The organism is Shewanella nanhaiensis (genome assembly GCF_019457885.1).
Lineage (GTDB): Bacteria > Pseudomonadota > Gammaproteobacteria > Enterobacterales > Shewanellaceae > Shewanella > Shewanella nanhaiensis.
Window position 1 is genome coordinate 88958 of the sequence record NZ_JAHZST010000007.1, and the last position, 23650, is coordinate 112607.

Here is a 23650-nt window from a genome sequence, read left to right on the forward strand (position 1 = left end):
AATTACGAGTAAATAACAATCACTCACCACTATAAACGATTGAGAAAAAAGCGAAACAGTGATGAACAGAGTTTACTCCCCCAAAACTAAAGTTCACAAATTAGCCCATTGCTGTTTGAGTCCGGCTAAATGCAAACAGCCCAATATCAGGCATATTATAGAGCTCCAGATCCAAAACTCAGCGCTCTGCCCATAGGATTGTTTAGCCAAAGAAAAGTCTATTTAACTCAAATTCAAATGTAACAAATATGGCGTTAAAAACGCCACTCCCAGATAACAAACATCTTTATCACACCGCCAACTCCGATTTGTGAACTCTTTGGGCAATAAGCGTGACATTTACGTGAATATTTTATGGCATTTTTACGTTTCCGGTGCTGTATCAAAAAGACTACAAACCTAAACGGCACCTCAACAGATTGTTTTAGGGAGAGAAAAATGTTTCCAAACTCCAAATTAACCCGATCGATTCGATTGGCTATCTCCGTGAGTCTCGTTACCTCACTTGCAATACCTGTTTTTGCAGAGAAAAACGATGAGAATGGCGATAACATAGAGAAAATTGCGGTCACGGGATCTCGAATTGCAAAAGCTGAACTCACACAACCCGCTCCAATTGTCACACTGGACTCAGAAGAGCTGGCTAAATTTGGTAACTCAGATCTAGGCAGTATACTCGCTGAGCTACCTGCCATTGGCGCTACCAATACCATTATTGGCAATAACAACAGTAATGAAAGTGCAGGAATAAGCTCGGCGGATCTACGTCGATTAGGCGCAAATAGAACCTTAGTGCTTGTAAACGGTAAACGTCATGTTGCTGGCGAGCCAGGCTCATCACAGGTTGATCTATCGACCATTCCTGCCAGCCTGATCTCACGGGTTGAAATAGTGACAGGCGGGGCATCAGCAATCTATGGCTCTGACGCTGTATCAGGCGTTATTAACATCATTCTAAAAGACAACTATGAGGGTTTTGAGTTTAATGCTCGCACCGCAGGTTCAACCGAGAGTGTTGGTACCCAGGAACACTCATTTGATATTCTTGGTGGAGCCAGCATCGCTGATGGACGCGGTAATATCACCTTCTTTGCTGGTTACGATCGCACTAAAGAGGTGTTATCGAGAGATATACGCCAATTTGACGGCTGGGGAACCATCATTAACCCAGATAGTGAAACAGAAACCGACGGGATCCCAGATAGACTAAGAGTGCCTAAGGTCTATTCTGAGCTTATCAGCAGTACAGGGGTAATTAATGCTTTTGGTGGGCCTGCTGGGCGCTGGGTATTTGATAACGCAGGAAATCCATTGAGGCAGGTAGAGCGCGTTGGTACCAATAGCTTTGCTTTCGGCTCATTTCCCGACGGTTGTGACACCTGTTTTGACGGCGAATCCTATGAAAACTACATTCCCGGCGTAGAAAGAGTCACTGTATCCTCTTCGCTCAATTTTGACCTAAACCATAATATCGAACTGTATAGCGAATTTAAGTTTGTAAGATCTGATATTAAGCAGCAGTTCCAGCCCTCATTTCGCTTCGGCAATGTCAGTGTTAACGTAAATGACAATGCTTTTTTAGATAAAGGCTTAAGAACGACTTTACAAGACGCAGGCCAAGAAACTGCCGTATTCGCCAAGTTTTTTGATGAGCTAGGCAACCGCTCAGCCTCGAACACTCGAGAGCTATTTCGCTACGTTGGTGGCTTTAAAGGTGGCTTTGACTTAAGTGAAACCACTCTAGATTACGATCTCTATTATATCTACGGTGAAACCAGTAACGAACGTAAAACCTTAAATGACCTCATCCCTGATAATTTTGTCGCGGCACTCGATTCTGTCATTGACCCTGAAACAGGTTTAGCAGCTTGCCGAAGCCAAGTACCGACTGCTCAAGGGGATGATTATACCGATCCAGCTTCAGTCAATGGCAGTGACTGTGTTGCCTATAACCCCTTCGGTTTAGGCCAGTCTTCAGAGGAAGCACGAGACTGGATCTCTGCAGATGTCACCCGTGAAGATAAGATCACTCAACAGGTCATTGGCGGCACGATTTCAGGAGATTCTGAGGAGTTTCTTGAGCTACAAGGTGGACCTCTTGCCATGGTTGTCGGTTTTGAGTACCGTGAAGAGACCTCAGCTTCAATTACCGATGAATTCACCAAAGCAGGCTTTTTAACAAACGCAGCAACCCCTGACTCTTTTGGTGAATATGATGTCACCGAGTACTTTGTTGAGGTGAATGTCCCACTGATAAAAGATCTTGCCTTTGCTCACGAGTTAACTGTAGACGGTGCTTACCGCACAGCTGATTACTCCCATGCAGGTAAAGCTGAGGCCTGGAAAGTAGGCATGTTCTATGCCCCAATTGAGCAGGTCAGTGTACGCGGCACCTATGGTTCAGCCGTTCGCGCCCCCAACATATCAGAGGCATTTAGTCCTCGCTCTCCAGGCTTTGGTCGCGTATCAGATCCCTGCGACGCAGACAATATCAACGATGATCCAGATCGCGTAGCAAACTGTGCTGCACTAGGTATTCCATCAGGATTTCAGGCAAATGATAACGTCAGTGTTGATATCATCTCCGGTGGTAATTCAGAATTAAAGGCTGAAACTTCAACTTCATTTACTGGCGGTCTCGTTTGGACACCGACCTTTGTCGATGATCTATCCTTTACGCTTGATTACTATGATATTGAAATTGAAGATGCGATTATTGAGGTAACGGCTCAGAGTATTGCAGACAACTGTGTCGATGCCACAGGCGGCCCCGATGATGCTTTCTGCTCTGCTGTCGACCGTGATCCAATAACTCACGATGTGAGCCTAGTTCGCTCTGGATTCTTAAATGCTGCAGCCCTCAATACTCGTGGTTTAGAGTTTCAAGCCGCTTACAATTTTGATCTGGCAACATTTAGCCTTCCTGGAGAGCTAAAGTTTAACTTACTGGGTAACCAATTACTCGAACTAGAGCGCCTCGAGTTCCAAAACCGTCCAGATGAGATCAATGATGAAAAAGGAGAAGTGGGAGATCCTGAGCTACAGTTTCGTTTAGCTATCGATTACCAGCTTGAAGACTTAAATCTTAGTTGGGCTACACGTTATATAGATAGAGTCGTGACCTATGATGTCTCGGTAAACGGGGGGTCTCCTGAAGATCTAGAACCAGGTTATATCAGCTCGATGACAACTCATGATCTAACAGCTACGTACCATATCACCGATAACGTAATGATTAATGGCGGTGTGCGTAATCTGTTTGATACCTTACCACCTGGATACACCAATGACGCCCTTTATGACCTTGTTGGCCGTAAAGCCTTTATCGGCATTAAGGTATCCATGTAATACCAATCAGTCTTATGCAAAGTAGATGCAGCCTCATATTGAGGCTGCATTTTTTCTAATATGATTTGATAAGGTTAACCTCTTAAGTTCACAACTTGCTTCTTAATTGTTCACTTACTTTGAATGTGCTTCGGCATAGAGGTGGGCACTGAATATTCGCCAGCCCAACTCCGTTTTATGGACTATGTATAAGCATCTAAATTCACTCGACCTATCAGTGAAATAAACTCGCCAACCAACATCCACCATAGCAACCCCTTTACCGAGTTGGCGTTGCTCTGAGAGTACAAACTCAGAATATTGATGGCCTAACTCACTAAGGCGATTACAGTTATTTTCAAACTTTTCAAGTAATGCCGAATGCTCACTAAACACTAAAGCACCATCGGCATCAGATATCGCACAGGGAGTGGTATATTTACTGGAGATAGCCATGGCATCTTTGTCATCAAAGGCTTGGCAATATAACTGAAATAGGGATGTTAACTCTTCCATAAGCACCATTATCAAATAAGTTAGCCTTAGAAACTAACATTTAAGAATCATCGACTTCAAGAGCACTTAAGATCAGGTGAATCTAGATGGGAATTAAGCGTAACCTGAGCTTAACTACCATTTTTAACTTGCAGCGCTAACCCCATTCACCACCTGATGCTAACTATACCTGCCCCTATGCCCTTTTACTAAACAGACGTGAGGCAAACAGAAGCAATTCACACGCTTGTTAACTCAAAGTGCCGACTTGTATACCTGAGTGTTATTTGACCTTAATGATGTTTTATTCCAATAGAAAAAATGAAACATCTATCACACATAAATAAACACGTGTAAGCTCAAACTGGTCGGAAGAGGAATTATTAAGTCCCAGGTGATTGTGTTGTCACTTAAGGTCAGGTAGTCTGCTCAACCATTAGCCAAAAAATACTGATAAATTACGATAAAATGGATATTCTGCAGATATTCTCTAGTCATAAAGTCGTAGTAAGTCCCAGTAGATTGTTCATGGATACCCGCTAAACCGATGGCAGAGCAAGATAGTGTGAATAAAAGTCCGGAGCAGATAAACTCGGATAAGCGTACGCAGTGCGCAACAGAAACTAGGCACCGAAATGCCACCACTACACCAGAGATGCGTCGATTTATCCAAGGATCGGATCTTACAGTGTCCCAGCTCGCTAAAGTGCTCAACATTAGCGAAGCGACTGTGCGCAAGTGGCGAAAGCGTGATTCAGTAGCCGATACATCCAATACTCCCCATCATCTCAATACCACCCTCACACCACTGCAAGAGTATGTTGTGGTCGGATTGAGATACCAGTTAAAGATACCCCTAGACAGATTATTGGTGGTCACTCAAAAGTTTATTAACCCCAATGTCTCTAGATCTGGTTTAGCACGCTGCCTGAAGCGCTATGGTGTTTCCCGCATTAATGGCATTGAAAGTCCCCATGTCCCGCAACGTTACTTTAATCAACTGCCGATCACGCAAGGCAGTGACATCGAAACCTATACACTGCACTACGAAACACTCGCCGAGACCTTAGCGCTGCCAAATACAGATAGCGACAATGTTGTACAGGTGGTCTCCCTGACCATTCCACCTCAGCTGAGTGACGAAGAATCCTATTCAATCCTGCTCGGTGTCGACCCTGACAGTGACTGGATATATCTAGATATCTACAAAGATGGCAATACTCAAGCCACAAACCGATATATCGCCAATGTATTAAAGCATGGGCCGTTTCATCTGCGTAAGTTGCTCGTTCGCAACTACCACACCTTTTTACAACGCTTTCCCGGCGCCAAGCTTAGTCATGGCAATGTCACAGAAAACGTTGAGACTAACAACAAGACGCCTGAATCTCAGGCACCCAGTGGAGACTCATAATGAGCCAGACCTCTAAACCCTCAAAGCCGTTAGCTGATAAAAAATCAGCAAAAGCATCCTCGAAAAATACAGCTGAATTGAATCAAGATCCCCAAGCTGATAAGCGTCTTAATAAACGCCTTAAAGATATGCCTATCGCCATCGTCGGCATGGCCAGTATCTTTGCTAACTCCCGCTACCTAAACAAGTTCTGGGATCTTATCAGCGAAAAAATTGATGCCATCACGGAACTGCCCTCAACTCACTGGCAGCCTGAAGAGTACTATGATGCGAATAAGAGCACCCCAGATAAGAGTTACTGTAAGCGTGGTGGTTTCCTTCCAGATGTTGACTTCAACCCAATGGAGTTTGGCCTGCCGCCAAATATCCTTGAACTAACCGATTCATCACAGCTGTTATCACTGATCGTGGCAAAAGAGGTCTTGGCCGATGCGAACCTGCCAGAGGGCTATGACAGAGACAAGATAGGCATAACACTGGGTGTGGGTGGCGGTCAGAAGATCAGCCACAGTTTAACCGCGCGTCTGCAGTATCCAGTACTTAAGAAAGTCTTCGCCAACAGTGGCATTAGCGACGAAGACAGCGCGATGCTTATCAAGAAGTTCCAAGACCAGTATGTACACTGGGAGGAGAACTCATTCCCAGGTTCACTGGGTAACGTTATTTCGGGTCGTATCGCCAACCGTTTTGATTTAGGCGGTATGAACTGCGTCGTCGATGCAGCCTGTGCAGGCTCTCTTGCCGCTATGCGTATGGCGTTAACTGAGCTGACAGAAGGTCGCTCAGAGATGATGATCACAGGTGGTGTGTGTACCGATAACTCACCATCTATGTACATGAGTTTCTCTAAGACGCCAGCCTTTACCACTAATGAAACTATTCAGCCATTCGATATCGACTCAAAAGGCATGATGATTGGTGAAGGGATCGGCATGGTTGCTCTTAAGCGCCTTGAAGATGCCGAGCGCGATGGCGATCGAATCTACTCTGTCATTAAAGGCATAGGCTCATCATCCGATGGTAAGTTTAAGTCTATCTACGCCCCACGTCCTGAAGGTCAAGCTAAAGCACTCAACCGCGCCTATGATGACGCAGGATTTGCACCGCACACATTAGGCTTAATCGAAGCCCATGGTACAGGCACCGCGGCAGGTGATGCAGCCGAATTTGCAGGCCTTTGTTCTGTGTTTAGCGAAGGTAATGACACTAAGCAGCACATTGCTCTTGGTTCAGTTAAGTCTCAAATTGGTCACACTAAATCAACAGCGGGTACTGCAGGTCTGATTAAAGCAGCGCTTGCACTGCATCATAAAGTACTGCCGGCGACGATTAATGTTAGCCAACCTAGCCCTAAGCTAGATATCGAGAACTCGCCGTTCTATCTCAACACAGAGACTCGCCCTTGGCTACCTCGTGTTGATGGCACGCCGCGCCGTGCGGGTATCAGCTCATTTGGTTTTGGTGGCACAAACTTCCACTTTGTTCTGGAAGAGTACAACAATGAGCACAGCCGTTTAGATAGCGAGAAAGCTAAGTACCGTCAGCGCCAAGTTGCTCAAAGCTTCCTCGTCAGCGCAGCGTCAAAAGATGCGCTAATCGCTGAGCTAAATAAGTTAGCAACTGCAGCAACAACCGATGAGTTTATCATCGCCACTGCCGCACAAGATTACGGCCTACGTGAGCTGGACGCCAACGCTCCGCGTATCGGCTTAGTTGCTAATACAGGCGAAGAGCTAGCAACACAGATCAAGCAAGCAATTGCAAAGCTAACCAGCAGCACAGACGACGCTTGGCAGCTACCCGGTGGCACCAGCTACCGCGCTAACGCTGTGACAGGTAAAGTTGCCGCACTATTTACTGGCCAAGGTTCACAGTACCTCAACATGGGTCGCGACCTCGCTTGTTACTACCCAGAGATGCGTCAGCAATTTGTAACTGCAGATAAAGTCTTTGCCGCAAATGACAAGACTCCGCTTTCACAGATACTTTATCCAAAGCCTGTGTTTAATAAAGATGATGTTAAAGCTCAAGAAGCTATTTTGACCAACACCGCTAATGCACAAAGTGCTATCGGTGCCATCTCTATGGGTCAGTACGAGCTGTTTACCGCTGCGGGCTTCAATGCAGATATGGTTGCAGGTCACAGCTTCGGTGAGCTAAGTGCACTTTGTGCATCTGGCACTATCTCAACGGATGACTACTACAATCTAGCCTTTGCCCGTGGCGATGCCATGGCAACTAAAGCCCCCGCTAAAGACGGTATAGAAGCAGACACTGGTGCGATGTTCGCCATCATTACTAAATCAGCTAGCGACCTAGAAACTGTTGAAGCGACTATCGCTAAGTTCGATGGTGTAAAAGTGGCTAACTACAATGCGCCGACACAATCTGTGATTGCAGGCCCAACTTCATCAACTGGCGAAGCGGCTAAAGCCCTTAGTGAGCAAGGCTTTAAGGCGATCAACTTACCTGTATCGGGTGCCTTCCACACAGAACTTGTGGGTCATGCCCAAGCGCCTTTTGCTAAAGCTATCGACGGCGCAAAATTCAGCAAGCCGACTCGCGCACTATATTCCAATGCCACTGGTGAGCTTTATGCCAACACAGGCGCTAAGATTAAGGCCTCGTTCAAGAAACATATGCTTCAATCGGTTCGCTTTACCGCTGAATTAGAAGCCATGTACAAGGATGGTGCACGTATCTTTGTTGAGTTTGGTCCTAAGAACATTCTACAGAAACTAGTTCAAGGGACTCTTGGTCACAAAGCGGGTGCTGATAAGGCTGATCCAAATAAAGCGGAAATAGTTGCCATCTCTATCAACCCAAGTCCTAAAGGCGATAGCGATCTTCAACTTAAGCAAGCTGCCGTCCAGCTAGCCGTTGCTGGTATCAAGCTTGATAATATCGACCCATACCAGGCCGATATTGCTGCGCCAGAGAAGAAGTCGCCAATGAGCATCTCTCTTAATGCAGTTAACCATATCAGCAAATCAACCCGCGCTAAGATGGAAAAATCTCTCCACACTGGTGCTGTCACCAGCTCTACTATCGTTGAAGAGAAGATTGTTGAAAAAGTAGTCGAAGTTGAAAAGATCGTTGAAGTGGAAAAAATTATAGAAGTCCCAACAGTCGTTGAGAAGATTGTTGAAGTATCAACAGCTCAAGCCAACCCTGTGATAACCCATTCTGTTCAAGAGAGTCAAGTCGTGTCTCAAAACAAACCCGCCTTTAATACCGAGCCTTCAGCGGTTCTTAATGTTAGCAGCGATGCTCTTACTAACTTCTTTGCAGCGCAGCAGCAAGCAGCAGAGCTTCATCAACAGTTCCTTGAGATCCCGCAGCAATATGGCGAGACCTTCACGACCTTGATGACAGAGCAAACGAAGCTTGCAGGTTCAGGAGTTGCCATTCCAGAGAGCCTACAACGCTCAATGGAGCAGTTCCATCAGCTTCAAGCTCAAACTCTGCAAAGCCACACTCAGTTTCTTGAGATGCAAGCAGGCAGTAATATCGCAGCGCTTAGCATGCTGAACGGCACGCCAGTTCAAGTAGCTCCTGCTCAACCAGCTGTCATCCAAGCAGCATCAAGCGCTGCGGCGGCTCCTAGAGTTAGTACACCAGTTCAAGCCACTCCTGCGAAAGTTGCAGCTCCAGTGGCCGCACCTGTAGCTCAAGTAGCTCCAGCCGTAACACCTGTGCAAACAGCCCCTGTTGCTCAAGCAGCAAAAGTAGAAAGCAGAGTTGAGCCTGTCGCGACATCTAATACAAGCGCCGCTGACTCTACTAATACAAGTGCAGCTGTAGCCCTTTCACAAGCCGCTGAAGGCTCACTCTCTGCTGAAACAGCCTTGATCGCGGCTCTTTCTACAGAGAAAGTCCAAGCGACCATGCTTGAAGTGGTTGCCGAAAAAACGGGTTACCCTACTGAGATGCTAGAGCTTGAGATGGATATGGAAGCCGATCTGGGTATCGACTCTATCAAGCGTGTTGAGATCTTAGGTACTGTTCAAGATGAGCTTCCAGGCCTACCTGAGCTAAACCCAGAAGATCTAGCCGAGTGCCGTACACTGGGTGAAATCGTAGCTTATATGAACAGTAAACTTCCTTCAGGAAGTTCAACTGCTCAAGCAACAAGCGCTCCTGCTACTAATGCAACTGCTGCTGAGGGCTCTAGCGCCGCGGCTGCTCTTGGAATTAGTGCAACTCAAGTCCAAAGCACTATGATGTCTGTGGTTGCCGAGAAAACGGGTTACCCAACTGAGATGCTAGAGCTTGAGATGGATATGGAAGCCGATCTGGGTATCGACTCTATCAAGCGTGTTGAGATCTTGGGTACAGTTCAAGATGAACTACCTGGTCTACCTGAGCTAAGCCCTGAAGATCTAGCCGAGTGCCGTACACTAGGCGAAATCGTTAGCTATATGAACTCTAAGCTCTCCACAAAAGACGCTGAAGGCTCACTCTCTACAAGTGACGCCGCAGGCACTTCATCTGAAGGCGCGGCTCCTCAAGCAGCTTCAAGCGGATTAAATGCAACTCAAGTGCAGAGCACTATGATGTCAGTGGTTGCCGATAAGACTGGCTACCCTACTGAGATGCTAGAACTTAGCATGGACATGGAAGCAGACCTGGGTATCGACTCAATCAAGCGTGTTGAGATCTTAGGTACTGTTCAAGATGAGTTACCAGATCTGCCTGAGCTAAACCCAGAAGATCTAGCTGAGTGTCGTACTCTGGGCGAAATCGTGACTTATATGAATAGCAAGTTGCCTTCTGTAAGTTCTCAAGCAACAGCAACAAGCGTAACGGACTCTTCACCTTTAAAAACCGCTGAAGGCTCACTCTCTGCGGATCAGGTACAAAGCACTATGATGTCTGTTGTAGCCCAGAAAACTGGCTACCCTACTGAGATGCTAGAACTTAGCATGGATATGGAAGCCGACCTTGGTATCGACTCTATCAAGCGTGTTGAGATTTTAGGTACTGTTCAAGATGAGCTTCCAGGCCTACCTGAGCTAAACCCAGAAGATCTAGCTGAGTGTCGTACACTGGGTGAAATCGTTGCTTATATGAACTCTAAACTGGCTGATGGCTCTAATCTTCCAGCAGAAGGTTCTGCTAACACAAGTGCAGTCGCGGCGCCAGCTACGAGCGGACTCTCTGCGGAAACAGCCCTGAGCGCCGAGACAGTACAAAGCACTATGATGTCAGTAGTTGCCGAGAAAACGGGCTACCCTACTGAGATGCTAGAACTTAGCATGGATATGGAAGCAGACTTAGGTATCGACTCTATCAAGCGCGTTGAAATCTTGGGTACTGTTCAAGATGAGCTTCCAGGCTTACCTGAACTAAACCCTGAAGATCTTGCCGAGTGTCGAACTCTGGGCGAAATCGTAAGCTATATGAACTCTAAGCTGACTAACACAAGTGCAGCTGAAGGCTCTGCTAATAAAAGTGCCGCCGCAGCGCCTGCGATGAGTGGTCTTAGCGCAGAAAAAGTGCAAGGCACTATGATGTCTGTGGTAGCCGACAAGACTGGCTACCCAACTGAGATGCTAGAACTTAGCATGGATATGGAAGCCGACCTAGGTATCGACTCCATTAAGCGTGTTGAGATCTTGGGAACCGTTCAAGATGAGCTTCCAGGCTTGCCTGAACTAAACCCTGAAGATCTTGCAGAGTGCCGTACGCTGGGCGAAATCGTAAGCTACATGAACAGCAAACTCTCTACAACTGACGCTGAAGGCTCACGATCTACAGTAGGTGCTGCTGTATCAGGTGCTGTAAAGTCAGTCGCTGAGACAATTACCTCTACGCTAGAACTGCCTCCTCACAGCGAGGTAGCGCTAAAAAAGCTTAACGCGGCGGATCAAATCAACAACTGTTTCGCCGCAGACGCTACTCTAGTGATCACCGATGATGGTCACAATGCAGGCGTGCTCGCAGAGAAACTCTCTAAGCAAGGCCTTAAGGTTGCCGTTGTACGTCTACCTAAAGGCGCGGCACAATCACCGCTAAGCAGTGATGTCGCAAGCTTCCAAGCAACCAGCCTTGATGAAACAGGTATCAGCGCTATTATTGCTCAAATTGAGCAGCAACTGGGCCAAATTGGTGGTTTCGTCCATCTACAACCTGAAGCAGATAGCTACAGCGTTAATGACGCCGTCAATCTTAGCGATGACAGCTTCACTCACGTTAGCCAAGCCTTCCTTTGGGCTAAGTTGCTACAGCCAAAGCTAACAACTTCAAGTGATAAGCGCCGTAGCTTTATCACGGTTAGTCGTATCGATGGTGGCTTTGGTTACTTAGACGCGAAAGCGCTACAAAACGCTGAGCTAAACCAAGCAGCACTTGCTGGTTTAACTAAAACACTGAGCCATGAGTGGCCAAGCGTATTCTGCCGTGCACTCGACATATCAACTAGCCTAGATGCAACTCATCTTGCTGATGCCATCACAGCTGAGCTATTCGATAGCGTCACAGGGCTTCCTGAAGTCGGTGTGTCTATTGATAGCAAGGGCAACGTAAGTCGCTGCACCTTAGTTGCGGGTGAGGCAAGTAACAAAAGTGCCAAAGCAGAGCTTAATTCTACCGATAAAATCCTAGTGACTGGTGGTGCAAAAGGGGTCACTTTTGAATGTGCCCTGGCTTTAGCTAAGCGTACACAGTCTCACTTTATCCTTGCAGGCCGTAGCGAGCTCTTGGCTATCCCAGCATGGGCAACGGGTAAGCAAATAAGCGAGCTAAAACCTGCCGCAATTGCGCATATTATCTCTACAGGTAATAAGCCAACCCCTAAGCAGGTTGAAGCGTTAGTTTGGACTGTTAAGAGCTCTATTGAGATCAACACAGCCCTTGCAGCTTTTGCCGAAGTTGGCGCAAGCGCTGAATATGTCAGCATGGATGTGACCGACACCGCCGCTATTACAGCAGCGCTAAATGGTCGCTCAAATGAGATCACAGGCCTTATCCATGGTGCAGGCGTACTTGCCGATAAGCATATTCAAGATAAAACAATCGAAGAGCTTGCTCGCGTATACGGCACTAAAGTTAACGGTTTAAAAGCGCTACTTGCAGCCCTTGATTCAAGCAAGGTGAAGCTACTTGCTATGTTCTCATCTGCCGCTGGTTTCTATGGCAACACAGGTCAGAGCGATTACGCTATGTCTAACGACATCCTTAACAAGGCAGCGCTGCAGTTCACTGCGCGTAACCCACAAGCTAAAGTGATGAGCTTTAACTGGGGTCCTTGGGATGGTGGCATGGTTACCGATGCACTTAAGAAGATGTTTACCGAACGTGGCGTGTACGTTATCCCACTAAAAGCGGGGGCGGAGCTTTTTGCTACCCAACTGCTAAGTGAGACTGGCGCTCAACTGCTTATCGGTACCTCTATGCAAGGTGGCGACGACGCTTCTAAAAAGGACGCTTCTGTAAAAAAGCTTAATGCGGGTGAGGTGTTTTATGCATCACACCCGCTAGCACCTGTCTCTCTAACTAGAGCATTAAACCCTAATACGATGGTCTTTATCCAAGACCACCGCATTAGCGGTAACCCTGTGTTGCCTACCGTATGTGCAATTCAGTGGATGCGAGAAGCTGCAAGTGAGATGCTTGGTGCTCAAGTCAAAGTAGTCGACTATAAGCTACTGAAAGGGATCATCTTCGACAGCAGCAATGTTCAAGAGATGACTCTAGAGTTGACGCCAGAGCCTTCAGCGGCTGTTGGAAAAGAGCCTTCAGCGGCTGGTGGAAATAGTGGCGAAAGAATGCAGGCGTTAATCAGCAGTCAAGGTCGTCCGCAGTACAAAGCGACGCTTGCCGTATCTAACGACACCTTTGCCACTAAGTCTATCGATTTAACTGGTGAAGCCGTCACAACAGATGCAGAGCTCTACAGCAACGGAACCCTATTCCATGGGCCACGTCTGCAGGGCATAAAGCAGATATTTAGCTTTGATGATGCAGGGCTGCTGGCCAGTTGTCAGCTTCCACAAGTCGATGACAGTGATTGCGGCCAGTTTGTTGCCACGCAGCATATCGGTGGTAGTCAGCCATTTGCTGAAGATCTACTGCTACAGGCGATGCTGGTATGGGCAAGACTTAAGTACGGTGCAGCGAGCTTACCGTCGGCCATAGGCGAGTTTATCTCAAACAAGCCTTTAGCATTTGGTGATAAAGCAGTGCTAGCACTTGAGGTTGTTAAGACAAGTGCTCGCTCACTTGAGGCTAATGTCGCGCTTTACCATGAAAATGGTGAGCTAAGTGCGATGATGAAAGGGGCGAAAGTCACCATCAGCAAAAACCTCAATAGCGCTTTTTTGAATGAAAACAGCACTGCTAATCGCATTAGTGGAGAAAAGTCTTAATGGACCAGCTGACAGTTAACACGAGCGTCAGTGAGCAAGTTATCAAGAGTGAGATGCCTCTGCGCATCGCACTCTTGGTGCTGCCTGCCTCACTAGATTTAAGCAAGAGTGTAGATGCTGCACCTGAGCAGACTGAGCAGCTCTCTGTGCTAATGCCTGAGCTATATAGCTCAAAATTGCTAGAGACAACAGAGCTTGTCTCTATCAAGGTCGATGATTTTGAAGCGAACTTAACTGCGACTATCGAGTCGATAGAGCAAGGTAAGCTAGTACAGATCTCAACGCCATCTAGCTCACTGTTGATGATGCATGCACTCAAAGCAGCCCAAAATCGAATTCACCCCCATGCGCAGCTTGCTGCAATGCAGATACAAGAGCACTCTGATCCATCGAGCTCTATGGCTAAGGCCCTAAACCAAGCAAAGCGCAAACCTGACAGCGTCAGCAAGCGCTTTGATCTGCCAGAGCTTAATAGCACAGAGCAGTTTGATGCGGTATGTAAGCTCATCCAAGATCTTGCTTCCCGCACACACCATAGAGATCCACAGTCAATCGGTCCTAAACAGGCCAATAGCCACTACTGGTTTACCAGCCATCACCAAGCACGTGTGGTGGCCATTAACCTGACCAATAGCATTAAAGGTCAGAGTGCCAGTGCCCACAGCGATGTGAATAGTGCCCACAGCCCGAGCGAATGCGTTAACAATAAAAGCTGCATCAGCTTCGTACTCTCCCAAGGCACAGGCTTTACCGCACCAAAATCGATTATCAATACTAAGCGATTACAACTTGTTATCTCAGAGAATAGCCAAGCGGAACTCATTAGTTCACTAGGCGCGCTAAGAACTCAGTTGGTAGGAGCCTCAACTCCTGAATCACTACTTATTTTGATGCGTGATAACCTGCTTGCCTTCGAAGCAAGCACAGCCAATGAACTGGTTATCACACTGCAGGCAACTTCAGTTGAGGCCATGCTGCAAGAGCTTGATGCCATGGCTGAGACTGTATCTAAGATAATGGCTGAAAGTGGCCAAGCTCTTTCACAACAGTATCGCACGCCAGCAGGTAGCTACTTTACCGCTGAGCCTTTAGGAGCACCGGCTCAAAATGGCCTTGCCTTTGTCTACCCCGGAGTGGGAACGGTTTATAGCGATATGTTCAGTGAGCTGCATGGCTACTTCCCGTCACTCTACGCCCAACTTGAGCGTGAGGGTGACTTGAAATCTATGTTCCAAGCCGATGCCATCTATCACTTAGATCCAAAAGTGGCACCTGCCATGGCCTTAGGCGATCTGGCTATTGCTGGTGTGGGTAGCAGCTACCTACTTACCCAACTATTAGTCAAAGAGTTTACTATCACACCCAACTTTGCCTTAGGTTACTCCATGGGTGAGGCGTCGATGTGGGCAAGTCTAGGAGTGTGGAAAAAACCACATACCCTGATTGAAAAAACTAAGACTGACCCGCTATTTACCAGTGCAATTTCAGGCAAGTTAACTGCGGTTAGAAAGGCTTGGAAGCTCGATAATAACGATGCAGATATTGTCTGGAACAGCTTTGTTGTTCGATCGTCAGCTGCACCGATTGAAGCGCTACTCCCTGAGTTCCCCCACGCTTACCTCGCCATTATTCAGGGTGATACCTGTGTAATTGCAGGCTGTGAGACTCAGTGTCGAGAGCTACTCGCTAAGTTGAAAAAACGAGGCATTGCTGCAAACCGCGTCACGGCAATGCACACAGCTCCCGCGATGGAGGAGCATGACAATGTAGAGCAGTTCTACAATCAGGAACTAACTCAAGCTGCGCTTGGTAAAAGCCAAAACGCTCATGGCTCTTTATCAAGTGCCGCTCAAGGCTGTGACCCTAACAAAATTAAGTTTATCAGTGCAGCATCGGCTGATAGCACAGTATCCAATGCTCAAGGTGAAATAGACTCTCAGGTTATCGCCCGCTCAATCGCCGATACCTTCTGCAATACCTTAGACTTCACCGCACTTGTTCATAGTGCCCAAAAGCAAGGTGCTAAGTTATTTGTTGAGTTAGGTGCAGATAGACAAAACTGTACCCTTATCGACAAAATCGCTAAGCAAGATCGTCAATGCGGCGGTGCGTCAACAGACTTTCCATGCTGCACTGTGCCCGTTAATGCCAAGGGCGGTGATGATATCACTACCTTACTTAAGGCATTAGGCCAACTCATCAGTCACCGAGTACCTCTTACTGTCGCGCCTTTGATCAATGGATTAAATCGTGAGATAGCCCTGTCACAACTACAGGCTGCACACACGATTCAGCTCAAGAGTAAACAGATGTCGAATCTAACTTTACAAGGAGAAGTCTAATGTCTTCTTCAAACTCAAATAGCACTAAACAGAGCAAGATCGCCATTGTCGGCCTTGCCACGCTCTACCCGGATGCTAAGACGCCAGGTGAGTTTTGGCAAAACCTGCTGGATAAACGAGACTCACGAACCACCTTGACCAATAAAAAGCTCGGGGCTAACAGCTGCGATTACCAAGGTGTTCAGGGACAATCTGACCGTTTTTATTGTGATAAAGGCGGCTACATCGAAAACTTCCACTTCGATGCAACAGGCTATCAACTGCCAAGTGAAAGCCTAACGGGATTAGATGACAGCTTTCTTTGGGCCCTTGATACTAGCCGTAAAGCACTCAATGATGCAGGTATCACCTTAGGTGATGCCTCCCTTGATCGTACGGGGATCATCATGGGCGCCCTTTCGTTCCCAACGACTCGTTCCAACGATCTGTTTCTGCCTATCTATCACAGCGCAGTCGAAAAAGCGCTGCAGGATAAACTAGGTGCGAATGCATTTAAACTAAACCCAACCAATGCCCACACAAGCCGAGTACAAAGTGAGGCCACGTTAGATAACGCTAACGGCGCCATCGCCCACAACGCTTCAAAAGTAGTGGCTGACGCGCTAGGTTTAGGCGGCGCACAGCTCAGTCTCGACGCTGCCTGTGCAAGCTCAGTCTACTCACTGAAACTTGCTTGTGACTACTTAAGTGCAGGCAAAGCCGATGTGATGCTAGCAGGGGCGGTATCTGGTGCAGATCCCTTCTTTATTAACATGGGTTTCTCCATCTTCCACGCCTACCCAGATCACGGTATCTCAGTCCCCTTCGGTGGTAACAGCAAAGGGCTATTTGCAGGCGAAGGTGCAGGCGTACTCGTGCTAAAGCGCTTAGATGATGCCGAGCGTGATGGTGATAATATCTATGCAGTCGTGAGTGGTGTTGGCTTATCTAACGATGGGAAAGGACAATTTGTACTGAGCCCTAACCCTAAAGGTCAGGTCAAAGCGTTCGAGCGTGCTTATGCGGCCAGCGACATTGAGCCTAAAGATATCGAGGTCATCGAGTGTCACGCAACGGGGACTCCTCTGGGTGACAAGATAGAGCTCACCTCAATGGAGACCTTTTTTGAAGGTAAGCTCGCGGGCAGTCAGGCGCCGCTGATTGGCTCAGCTAAATCAAACTTAGGCCACTTGTTAACCGCTGCGGGCATGCCGGGGATCATGAAGATGATCTTTGCCATGAAAGAGAGTGCACTGCCTCCAAGTATCAATATTAGCGATGCTATCTCATCACCTAATCATCTGTTTGGCTCATCAACCTTGCCAAATCAAGTACAGCCTTGGCCAGCTAAAGAGGGCAATGCTAAACGTCACGCTGGCGTTTCTGTATTTGGTTTCGGAGGCTGTAACGCTCACCTGCTATTAGAGAGCTATTTACCTTCAAAAGACGCCGTGGGCGCCTCATCTAATCCAGCCGCTGGCGCTCAAGCCAGAGGCGTAGTCAAGCAGACTCAACAAATCGTGACACCACAGGCGATGAAGATCACAGGTCTAGCATCTCACTTTGGCCCCCTTAACAGTATTAATCAGCTTAACAGTGCGATTACCTCAAACAGCAATGGCTTTATCACCTTGCCGAAAAAGCGCTGGAAAGGGCTAGAGCAACACTCAGAGCTATTAGCTGAATTTGGTTTAAGCGCGGCTCCCAAAGGAGCCTATGTCGACAGTTTTGAGCTTGATTTCCTGCGCTTTAAACTGCCACCAAATGAAGATGACCGTCTCATTTCACAGCAGCTCATGCTGATGAAGGTCACCGATGAAGCGATCCGAGATGCCAAACTAGAGCCAGGCCAGAAAGTGGCAGTATTAGTTGCCATGGAAACCGAGCTTGAACTGCATCAATTCCGCGGCCGGGTAAACTTGCATACTCAGCTTCAAGAAAGCCTTGCCGCTGTTGGCGTCACCTTGAGTGAAGATGAGTATCAAGCATTAGAAACTATCACCATGGATAGCGTACTCGATGCGGCTAAGCTCAACCAGTACACCAGCTTTATCGGCAATATCATGGCTTCGCGCATCGCATCCTTGTGGGACTTCCACGGTCCAGCATTCACCATCTCAGCCGCTGAACAATCGGTGAGCCGCTGTATCGATGTCGCGCAAAATATGATGATAAGCGAAGCGTTAGATGCCGTAGTTATTGCTGCAGTGGATCTCTCTGGTAGCTTCGAGCAGGTGATACTGAAAAACAGTGTTGAACCTGTCTCTATCGACGCAACAGCGGCCCAACACTCTACCGCTCAAGAAAGCGGAAGCTGGAATGTCGGTGAAGGTGCTGGCGCTGTAGTACTTGTCGCTAATGATGCTAAACCAGAAAAATCATACGCCACTATCAATTCGCTAGCCTTTGGCAAAGCCGCAGAGGTCAATCTGGTTACCGATAACTTGCTGACTCAAGCTGGCACTGATATTAACACTGTCAAAGTCGTTGAAACCAGCATTGCACCAGGTAGCCATCGAAATCCCCCTGTTACAGATCTGTTCCCTAACGCCGTTATCACAAGTGCTGATGAGCGCGTGGGTCATAGTTTTGCGGCAGCAGGTATGGCTAGTCTACTTCATGGCCTGCTTAACCTTTCGCATAAAGATGCGGGTGCGGCAATCATTGCCAATAGCAGTGAAGCTCAGATATCCCAGCTGTTAATCAGCCAAACGGCAACCGAAAACAGCGCCCTTACCAGTCGATTAAGTCATGAGCTTAAATCCAATGCTAAGCACCAGCTATTGAAGCAGGTCACCCTAGGCGGCCGTGATATCTATCAACATATTGTCGATGCACCACTAGCAAGCTTAGCCTCGATACAGAACAAGTTAGCCCATAGCAGAACTTCATCTGTGGTGAAGTATAAAAAGCCTTTGGTTACACGCACAGCATTACAGCAAGTTACTGAGCCTACACAGGTAAAAGCAGCCTCAGTGAACCCTACACCAGTATTAGGTAACCCTATGACGTCTCAAACTAAAACAATAACAGCACAAGCGCCAAGCAAAACACTCGATGTTTCTGCGGGTGACTTAAACGCTTTTCAGCAAAATCAGCAGCTGACCCAACAAGCTCACCAAGCATTTTTAAAGAGTCGCTCAGCCGGCATGAAAGTGGCTGACGCACTGTTAAAGCAGCAACTTGCTCAAGTCACTGGACAAACACTAGGACAAGAGCCAGTAACCAGCACAGCAATACCAGCGCCAGTTTCATACGCTAACACCTTGAATACAGCCCCAGAACTCAAACCTGATCACGCTAACGTGCCACCATACACAGCGCCAACGCCTGAGCTTAAGCCCTGTATCTGGAACTATGCTGACTTGGTTGAATACGCTGAAGGCGATATCGCCAATGTGTTTGGGTCAGATTACGCCATCATCGACAGCTACTCACGCCGTGTACGTCTACCGACCACAGATTACCTACTGGTGTCTCGCGTCACTAAGCTAGATGCAACCATGAACGAGTTCAAGAAATGCTCGATGACCACTGAGTATGACATTCCACTGGATGCACCTTACCTAGTTGATGGCCAGATCCCATGGGCAGTGGCAGTAGAATCAGGTCAGTGTGACTTGATGCTCATTAGCTACCTAGGTATCGATTTTGAGAACAAGGGCGAGCGCGTATACCGTCTACTAGATTGTACCCTCACCTTCCTAGGCGATCTGCCACGTGGCGGCGATACCCTGCGTTATGACATTAAGATCAATAACTACGCCCGCAACGGCGACACTTTGCTGTTCTTCTTCTCATATGAGTGTTTTGTTGGCGATACCATGATCCTTAAGATGGATGGTGGCTGTGCTGGCTTCTTCACCGATGAGGAGCTTGCCGACGGTAAAGGTGTTATCCGCACAGAAGATGAGATTAAAGCCCGCAGCTTAGCGGTGAAAAAGACCTTTAATCCGATTTTAGATTGCCCTAAAACGAGCTTTAGCTACGGCGATATCCACAAACTACTATCAGCTGATATTGAAGGCTGTTTCGGTGCAACTCATGCCGGAGCTGCGCAGCCCTCATTATGTTTCGCATCAGAGAAATTCCTGATGATTGAGCAAGTGAGCAAGGTTGAGCGCAATGGCGGCACATGGGGACTTGGCCTAATTGAAGGCCATAAGCAGTTAGAGCCTGATCATTGGTACTTCCCATGTCACTTCCAGGGCGACCAAGTGATGGCGGGCTCATTAATGGCTGAAGGTTGTGGCCAGTTGTTGCAATTCTTTATGTTGCACTTAGGTATGCACACGCAAACTAAGAATGGCCGTTTCCAGCCACTTGAGAATGCATCACAGCAAGTCCGTTGTCGCGGACAAGTACTGCCACAATCAGGCACGCTCACTTACCGTATGGAAGTGACTGAAATTGGTTTCAGCCCACGTCCATATGCTAAGGCAAATATCGATATCATCCTAAACGGTAAGCCAGTGGTGGACTTCCAGAACTTAGGAGTGATGATTAAAGAGGAAAATGAGTGTACTCGCTATCCACTAGCGCCAGCGGCGTCTCTAAGTAAAGAGTCTATTAATGCTCCAATATCTTCTCCTAAGACGTACCAACCAGCATCAGCTAACGCGCCATTAATGGCTCAAATACCTGATCTGACTAAAGAACCAAACAAGGGTGTGATCCCAATTTCACACGTTGAAGCGCCAATTACGCCAGATTATCCGAACCGTGTGCCCGATACTGTGCCATTTACGCCGTATCACATGTTTGAGTTTGCTACAGGTAACATCGAAAACTGTTTCGGACCTGAGTTCTCAATCTACCGCGGCATGATCCCACCACGCACGCCTTGCGGCGATCTGCAGGTGACTACGCGTGTTATCGAAGTGAACGGTAAGCGTGGCGACTTTAAGAAGCCATCTTCATGTATCGCTGAATATGAAGTGCCAACCGATGCTTGGTACTTTGATAAAAACAGCCACCAAGCCGTAATGCCCTACTCTATTTTGATGGAGATATCCCTGCAACCAAACGGTTTTATCTCTGGTTACATGGGGACCACCCTGGGCTTCCCAGGCCTTGAGCTATTCTTTCGTAACTTAGACGGTAGCGGTGAACTACTACGTGAAGTCGACCTGCGCGGTAAGACGATTCGCAATGACTCACGTCTACTGTCAACGGTTATGGCTGGCACCAACATCATTCAAAGCTTTAGCTTCGAGCTAAGCACAGATGATGAGCCTTTCTATCGAGGTACGGCAGTATTTGGTTACTTCAAAGGTGATGCGCTAAAAGATCAGCTTGGTCTTGATAACGGTAAAGTCACCCAACCTTGGCATGTCGCTAAAGGGATTGCGGCCGATACCAAAGTGAACCTTCTCGATAAGAGTGGCCGCCACTTCACAGCCCCAGCAGGTAAGCCACACTACCGCCTAGCAGGTGGTCAGCTTAACTTTATCGACTCGGTTGAGATTGTCGATAATGGTGGCACTGAAGGCTTAGGCTACCTGTATGCTGAGCGCACTATCGACCCAAGTGACTGGTTCTTCCAGTTCCACTTCCACCAAGATCCGGTTATGCCGGGCTCTTTAGGTGTTGAAGCGATTATCGAAACCATGCAAGCTTACGCCATCAGTAAAGACTTGGGCGCTGGATTTAACAATCCAAAGTTTGGTCAAATATTATCGAACATCAAGTGGAAGTATCGCGGTCAAATCAACCCACTGAACAAGCAGATGTCTATGGATGTCAGCATCATCTCTGTCAAAGATGAAAATGGCAAGAAGGTGATCACAGGTAATGCGAGCCTAAGTAAAGATGGGCTGCGTATTTACGAAGTGTTTGATATCGCAATATCCATCGAAGAAGCCTAAAAGCTGCGCTTTTAGGCTTAAATTAAAAATAACAAAGAGTTAGAGGTATATAATCTCTAGCTTAAATCTCCCCTAAACCATAGGCGTTACAGTGAAGCCGTCAAGTTTGGAGAGACCTGAGTGTATGCTTTATACATGATGGTAACGACAAGCGCCGACAATAAAACTGTAGCGTCTAGGGTGACGGGGAAATAAATTATTAAGGGTCAAGAATGAATCCTACGACAACAAATGAAAAGCTCTCTCCATGGCCGTGGGCTGTAGCAGATAGTAAGATTAACTTTGATGTGAATGTGATGGAGCAGCAACTTAAAGATTTCAGTCGTGGCTGCTTTGTCGTTAACCACAGTGAAAAAGGGATTGGGATAGCTCAAGAAGCCCATGTCGTCTCTGAAGGTTCCTCTACGCAAGCAGCCAACGGCAACCAGCCGGTCAGTGCTTTTGCTCCTGCACTTGGTACCGAAAGTTTAGGTGACAGTAACTTCCGCCGCGTCCACGGTGTTAAGTACGCTTACTACGCAGGTGCAATGGCGAACGGTATCTCATCTGAAGAGCTAGTGATTGCTTTAGGTCAGGCCGGCATTTTATGCTCATTTGGCGCAGCGGGTCTTATCCCAAGCCGAGTTGAAGCAGCCATTAATCGCATTCAAAAGGCGCTGCCAAATGGCCCTTACATGTTTAACCTTATCCATAGCCCAAGCGAGCCAGCGCTAGAGCGCGGTAGCGTCGAGCTATTTATTAAGCATAAGGTTCGCACCGTTGAAGCATCTGCTTTCTTAGGTCTTACACCTCAAATAGTCTACTACCGAGCAGCGGGCCTAAGCCGTGACGCACAGGGTAATGTGGTTGTCGGTAACAAAGTGATTGCAAAAGTCAGTCGCACCGAAGTGGCTGAAAAGTTCATGATGCCAGCGCCAGCTAAAATGCTGCAAAAGCTTGTGGATGATGGCTCTATTACGCCTGAGCAGATGGAGCTAGCTCAACTTGTGCCTATGAGCGACGACATCACAGCAGAAGCAGATTCAGGCGGTCATACCGATAACCGCCCTTTAGTTACCCTACTTCCAACGATTCTGGCACTTAAAGAGGAGATCCAGGCTAAGTACCAGTATGAAACGCCAATACGTGTTGGCTGTGGTGGCGGTGTGGGAACTCCCGATGCAGCCCTTGCCACATTCAATATGGGTGCGGCGTATATTGTCACGGGCTCAGTTAACCAAGCCTGCGTCGAAGCTGGTGCTAGTGAGCATACCCGTAAGCTACTTGCTACCACTGAGATGGCCGATGTGACCATGGCACCTGCGGCCGATATGTTCGAGATGGGCGTAAAGCTACAAGTTGTTAAGCGCGGCACACTATTCCCAATGCGCGCTAACAAGCTTTATGAGATCTACACCCGCTATGAGTCTATCGAAGCGATCCCGTCTGATGAGCGTGAAAAGCTGGAGAAGCAGGTATTTCGTTCAAGCCTTGATGAGATCTGGGCAGGTACTGTCGCACACTTCAACGAACGTGATCCTAAACAGATTGAGCGCGCCGAAGGCAACCCTAAGCGTAAGATGGCACTGATTTTCCGCTGGTATTTGGGGCTTTCAAGCCGCTGGTCAAACTCAGGTGAATCAGGCCGCGAGATGGATTACCAGATCTGGGCAGGCCCAGCACTGGGCGCATTCAACCAGTGGGCTAAAGGTAGCTACTTAGATAACTATCAAGACCGTAACGCTGTCGATGTCGCCAAGCACCTGATGTACGGCGCAGCCTACTTGAACCGCGTTAACACCCTCACCTCACAAGGTGTGAAGTTACCGACTCAGTTACTACGCTGGAAGCCAACGCAGAGAATGGCATAAGCTTTTT

The 23650-nt window shown here is 47.6% G+C and carries 7 protein-coding genes; 6 read left to right on the forward strand and 1 reads right to left on the reverse strand.

The window, feature by feature from the left end:
- Positions 1–438 precede the first annotated feature (438 nt).
- Positions 439–3348, forward strand: a complete 2910-nt coding sequence (locus tag K0625_RS11620) for a TonB-dependent receptor domain-containing protein (RefSeq protein ID WP_220109851.1) — start codon at positions 439–441, stop codon at positions 3346–3348.
- A 114-nt stretch (positions 3349–3462) separates the two neighbouring features.
- Here K0625_RS11620 and K0625_RS11625 read toward each other — a convergent pair whose 3' ends face one another.
- Positions 3463–3843: a DUF6841 family protein gene (locus K0625_RS11625; RefSeq protein WP_220109852.1), complete on the reverse strand. Its 381-nt coding sequence runs from the start codon at positions 3841–3843 to the stop codon at positions 3463–3465.
- Between the two features lie 526 nt (positions 3844–4369).
- Between K0625_RS11625 and K0625_RS11630 the strand changes: the two genes are divergently transcribed.
- From K0625_RS11630 to pfaD, 5 genes are all read left to right on the forward strand, one after another.
- Positions 4370–5236, forward strand: a complete 867-nt coding sequence (locus K0625_RS11630; protein WP_220109853.1) for a transcriptional regulator — start codon at positions 4370–4372, stop codon at positions 5234–5236.
- Positions 5236–13605, forward strand: coding sequence for a type I polyketide synthase (locus tag K0625_RS11635; RefSeq protein WP_232847056.1), 8370 nt, complete (start codon positions 5236–5238; stop codon positions 13603–13605). Before K0625_RS11630 ends, K0625_RS11635 begins: the two co-directional genes overlap by 1 nt.
- A complete protein-coding gene (locus tag K0625_RS11640) occupies positions 13605–15947 on the forward strand; it encodes a PfaB family protein (protein ID WP_220109854.1) in 2343 nt (780 codons plus the stop codon). Before K0625_RS11635 ends, K0625_RS11640 begins: the two co-directional genes overlap by 1 nt.
- Positions 15947–21793 (forward strand): hotdog fold thioesterase, encoded by a 5847-nt coding sequence (locus K0625_RS11645; protein WP_220109855.1) that lies wholly within the window; start codon positions 15947–15949, stop codon positions 21791–21793. The genes K0625_RS11640 and K0625_RS11645 overlap by 1 nt, the downstream gene beginning before the upstream one ends.
- A gap of 212 nt (positions 21794–22005) precedes the next feature.
- The gene (pfaD, locus tag K0625_RS11650; protein ID WP_220109856.1) at positions 22006–23643 is read left to right on the forward strand and encodes an eicosapentaenoate synthase subunit PfaD; all 1638 of its coding nucleotides are present in this window, start codon (positions 22006–22008) and stop codon (positions 23641–23643) included.
- The last annotated feature ends 7 nt before the right edge of the window (positions 23644–23650 follow it).

Excerpts from the sequence above, each read along its gene's own strand:
- K0625_RS11620 (WP_220109851.1), top strand. The coding sequence starts at position 439 with ATGTTTCCAAACTCCAAATTAACCCGATCGATTCGATTGGCTATCTCC.
- K0625_RS11625 (WP_220109852.1), bottom strand. The coding sequence starts at position 3,843 with ATGGAAGAGTTAACATCCCTATTTCAGTTATATTGCCAAGCCTTTGAT.
- K0625_RS11630 (WP_220109853.1), top strand. The coding sequence starts at position 4,370 with ATGGCAGAGCAAGATAGTGTGAATAAAAGTCCGGAGCAGATAAACTCG.
- K0625_RS11635 (WP_232847056.1), top strand. The coding sequence starts at position 5,236 with ATGAGCCAGACCTCTAAACCCTCAAAGCCGTTAGCTGATAAAAAATCA.
- K0625_RS11640 (WP_220109854.1), top strand. The coding sequence starts at position 13,605 with ATGGACCAGCTGACAGTTAACACGAGCGTCAGTGAGCAAGTTATCAAG.
- K0625_RS11645 (WP_220109855.1), top strand. The coding sequence starts at position 15,947 with ATGTCTTCTTCAAACTCAAATAGCACTAAACAGAGCAAGATCGCCATT.
- pfaD (WP_220109856.1), top strand. The coding sequence starts at position 22,006 with ATGAATCCTACGACAACAAATGAAAAGCTCTCTCCATGGCCGTGGGCT.